Genomic DNA, 4,228 nt, shown 5'->3' with positions numbered 1-4,228 from the left:
ACCGAATCCAGCCCAGAGCTGGTGACCGCCATGAACACGCTGGTCCCCCAGCTGTCCTCCTCCACACCGGAGCTTCCAGCCGCAACCGTGGAGTCATTCGTCAATCAGGAATCCGTGTACCTGTTCATCTATCGCACGGACGGCCCCGATTCCACGATCCTTGGCATGCTGACCCTCGCCACCTTTGACATTCCCACCGGCAAGCGCGCCTGGATCGAGGATGTGGTGGTGGACGATGCCGCCCGCGGACACGGTGCCGGTCAGGCCCTTGTTGAGGCTGCCGTGGCACACGCTCAAGCGATCGGTTCCAAGTCAGTTGACCTGACATCCCGCCCCACCCGCGAGGCAGCCAACCGGCTCTACAAACGCGCAGGCTTCGCCCTGCGGGAGACGAACGTGTACCGCTACAAGGGGTAGGCAGGGCAAGAGTCGGCTGGCAAGGATCCGCCGTCGTCGTTATTAAATCGGGTCAACTCCCGAACGCGCCAACGGAATCGCGCCCAACGTTTTGAGCGTGGAATAAGCGAGCGACTTCAACGAAGAAACCTCGTTCTTGCCCGGCAACCCGGAAGCGGCGTGCGCAAGCGGAAGCTCCGTGCACGCCGTGAGGATGGGAATATCGTGCTGGCCGGTCAGATCCCCGTAAACCTCACGCCAACGCGCCCCGGCCTCATCCATATCCCCGGACTTGACTAGGGCGATGATCGCGGAAAACTCGTCAAAGTAGCTGTCCTCGGGAACAAGAAGTTCTAGCCCGCGTGCGGCGGCGGCGTCCTGATACAGGCCCGTGCGCATCGTCCCGCGCGTGGAGGTCAGCCACGCGGTGGGGGCGCCGAAGCTCTCGCTGGCGGTCTGGCTCTGGTGAGCGCGACTGAAGGCCTGATCTGCGGTGGCATCAATGATGTCAACGATCGGGACGGACAGCTCATCCTGGAACTGCCGAAGGAAGTAGTGAGCCGTGTTGCACGGACAGGCGATCGCAGCCGCGCCCCACGAGATCAGCTTCTCGCAATCCGCGCGAAGCTGCGCTGCCACCTTCTCTCTGGCTTCCCCCGGCCCCGCAAGGATGGCCTCGGTGCGATCGGGCACGGTGGGATCGGACAGGGAGATGGAGGGGAAATGATCCTGATCGCGATCGGCGGGAGTTTGAAGCGTGAATTCGCGCAAGAACTCGGCCGTGGCGGCCGGGCCCATTCCACCCAGAATACCGAGTGTTGCTTTCATGTTGACCTAGTTTCGAAATCGACGTGGATGATAGACAAGCGTACGCCCGCGGGTGTGCCCACCTATGGAAAAGGGGGTGAGCGCGCGGCCCACCCCCTCTTCTCTGAGAGTTATACGATGATCGGTGCCAGCAGGAAGCCAAGCCCCACGGCCACAACCACGCTCACCACGCCGGGAAGTAAGAACGGGTGGTTGAACACGAACTTACCTATTCGGGTGGATCCCGTATCGTCCATCTCAATCGCCGCCACCGTTGTGGGGTAGGTGGGAAGGAGATAGAGGCCGGTCACGGCCGGGAAGGACGCCACCATGACGGCGCCGGAGACGCCCATGGTCTGCGCCACTGGCATCAGCGTTGCGGCGGTGGCACCTTGGGAGTACAGGAGCGCCGAAGCGAAGAACAGCACAACGGCCAATAGCCACGGGGCGCTGCCCAGAACACTTGCGCCCACGTCCTCGATTTCTTGGAGGTGCCCCTCCACGAACGTGTTGCCCAACCACGCGACGCCCAGAATACAGGTGGCGGCGGACATTCCGCCCTTGAACGTTGCCTGCGAAGAAATCGCGGGAACCTCGGGCTTGCACACGAACACCATGACAAGCGCCGCGGCCAGCATCACAATCATGATGGCGGCGTTGCGCGGGTACGGCGGGTTCTGCATGATCGGAATCATGTCTGACGAAAGGGTCGCGTACACCATGACGATCAGTACGGCCACGAGGAAGATCCCCACGGAGGTCTTGGCAGACTTCGTGATCTCCACCTGCTCGAGATCACGCTTCTGGATCAGGCCCAAGCGCTTGCGCTCCTGATAGACCGGATCCTCCTCAAGCGGCTTGCCCATGCGGGAAGCCACCAGAGCGCCCACCATGCACCCTATGAAGGTGGTGGGGATACACACGATCAGCACCTTGATGTAGTCCACGCCAGCTGGCTCCACGGCCGAAGCCATGGCGATCGTCGCCGCCGAAATGGGCGAAGCCGCAATCGCAACCTGCGAGGCAACAACCGAAATCGAGAGCGGGCGTGAGGGACGAATTCCCTGTTCCTTGGCAACCTCGGCAATCACGGGCAGCGAGGAGAAGGCCACGTGGCCCGTTCCGCACAGCAGGGTCATCAGATAGGTCACGATCGGCGCGTAGAAGGTAATCCGCTTGGGATTCTTCCGCAACGCACGCTCTGTGACCTGCACAAGGTAGTCAAGGCCGCCGGCTGCCTGCATGGTGGCCACGCAGGCAATCACGGCCATAATGATTCCAAGAACATCCCACGGGATGCCTTTTTCGGGATCAACGGGAAGGCCAAGAAGGCCCAGCACGATGATTCCGGCGCCGCCGGCAAAGCCAATGCCGATCGACCCAATGCGGGCTCCAATAAAGATAAAAAGGAGCACAACCGCGAATTGAATCCAAATCATGTTCTTATGTCTCTCAGGCTAGCTGACCGTATGTTTTACCCATGTACGTTGGGTTCAATAGGTTCTCAGTGGACAGGGCGCGGTCCAGCTCTTCTTCGCTGACCAGACCCCACTCGAGTACAACGTCGCGCACAGACTTGCCAGTCGCGGCGCATTCCTTACCCACGAGGTCACCATTGTGGTGGCCCATGATGTCATTGAGGTAGGTCACGATCCCGATGGAGTTCATGACGTAATCGCGGCAGCGCTCCTCATTAACGGTGATTCCCTCAACGCAGCGCTCACGCAGCGCCTTGCAGGCCTTCATCAGCAGCGTCGGAGATTCGAACAGGCACTGGGCGGTGCATGGCTCCATGACGTTCAGCTGAAGCTGGCCGGCTTCTGCCGCCATCGTGACGGCCACATCGTTACCCATCACCTTGAAACACACCTGGTTGACAACCTCAGGCATAACAGGGTTGACCTTCGCAGGCATGATCGAGGACCCGGCCTGAAGCTCGGGCAGGTTGATCTCCTTGAGGCCGGCGCGCGGGCCGGAGGACAGGAGGCGAAGATCGTTACAGATCTTCGAAAGGTTCATTGCCAAGCGCTTCATGGAGCCGTGTACGGTCACGAACACGCCGTTGTCATACGTGCCCTGCAGGAGGTCCTTATCGCCCACGATCTTCAAGCCGGTCACTTCGGACAGGCGCTTAACAACGATGTCCTGGTAATCATCCGGGGTGTTGAGCCCGGTGCCGATGGCGGTGGCGCCCAGATTGACTTCGAGCAGCTGTTCCATGGCGTTGCGCAGATCAGCCACTTCAAATTCGATGACGTTGCCGAAGGCATGGAACTCTTGGCCAACAGACATCGGGACGGCGTCCTGAAGCTGGGTGCGTCCCATCTTGAGAACATGCTCGTTCTTGCTGCCAAGATCATGGAACGCGGCGGCCAGCTTCCCGGCTTCCGTGCACAGCTTGTCCGCAAGGTCATAGGCCGCTAGGTGCAGGCCCGTGGGGTAGGTATCGTTGGTGGACTGGGACTTGTTGACATGATCGTTGGGGTTAACAACGCTGTAATCACCCTTCTCCTTGCCAAGAAGCTCTAGGGCGATGTTGGCGATCACTTCGTTCGTATTCATGTTGACCGATGTACCTGCGCCGCCTTGGAACAGGTCCACTGGCCACTGGTCCATGCAACGGCCCTTGACGAGCACTTCATCGCATGCCCGCACGATCGCATCGGCAACGGTGGGGTCCAGAACGTGGGCATCGTTATTGGCGAGGGCCTCAGCCTTCTTCACCTGCACCATGCCGCGCACGAATTCGGAGACGTCACTGACGGTCTTACCTGAGATATCGAAGTTATCGATAGCGCGGACGGTGTGCACGCCGTAGTACGCATCCGCCGGGACTTCGCGATCTCCGAGAAGGTCCGTTTCAGTACGAGTTGTAGACATTTCACTACACTTTCCTCGCGATGCTTCATGGATGTTGGCACCGCGAAATTGATCATTGGTCTGACCGGTGCCTCCAGCCTAATCCCGCCCACAACGTCACCCCAAGCAGGATTGGAAACAAATTGGAAACAAATGTCCGAATAGC

The 4,228-nt window shown here is 60.0% G+C and carries 4 protein-coding genes; 1 reads left to right on the top strand and 3 read right to left on the bottom strand.

Features of this window, described 5'->3' with window-relative positions:
- Positions 1–417 (top strand): GNAT family N-acetyltransferase (locus ACTHV6_RS11905; RefSeq protein ID WP_441387851.1); only part of this gene is annotated, 417 nt, incomplete at its 5' end.
- A 42-nt stretch (positions 418–459) separates the two neighbouring features.
- Here ACTHV6_RS11905 and ACTHV6_RS11900 read toward each other — a convergent pair.
- From ACTHV6_RS11900 to aspA, 3 genes are all read right to left on the bottom strand, one after another.
- On the bottom strand, positions 460–1,224 hold the full coding sequence (locus ACTHV6_RS11900; protein ID WP_441387850.1) for an aspartate/glutamate racemase family protein: 765 nt from the start codon (positions 1,222–1,224) through the stop codon (positions 460–462).
- Positions 1,225–1,334: 110 nt separating this feature from the next.
- A complete protein-coding gene (locus tag ACTHV6_RS11895; RefSeq protein ID WP_441387849.1) occupies positions 1,335–2,642 on the bottom strand; it encodes an anaerobic C4-dicarboxylate transporter in 1,308 nt (435 codons plus the stop codon).
- A gap of 13 nt (positions 2,643–2,655) precedes the next feature.
- Positions 2,656–4,083, bottom strand: coding sequence for an aspartate ammonia-lyase (aspA, locus tag ACTHV6_RS11890; RefSeq protein ID WP_441387848.1), 1,428 nt, complete (start codon positions 4,081–4,083; stop codon positions 2,656–2,658).
- Positions 4,084–4,228 lie beyond the last annotated feature (145 nt).

This window comes from Ancrocorticia sp. (assembly GCF_052089425.1).
In the GTDB taxonomy this organism is placed as follows: domain Bacteria; phylum Actinomycetota; class Actinomycetes; order Actinomycetales; family Actinomycetaceae; genus Ancrocorticia.
The sequence above is the reverse complement of the archived record's forward strand: the minus strand, read 5'-3'. Positions and strand labels throughout refer to the sequence as shown.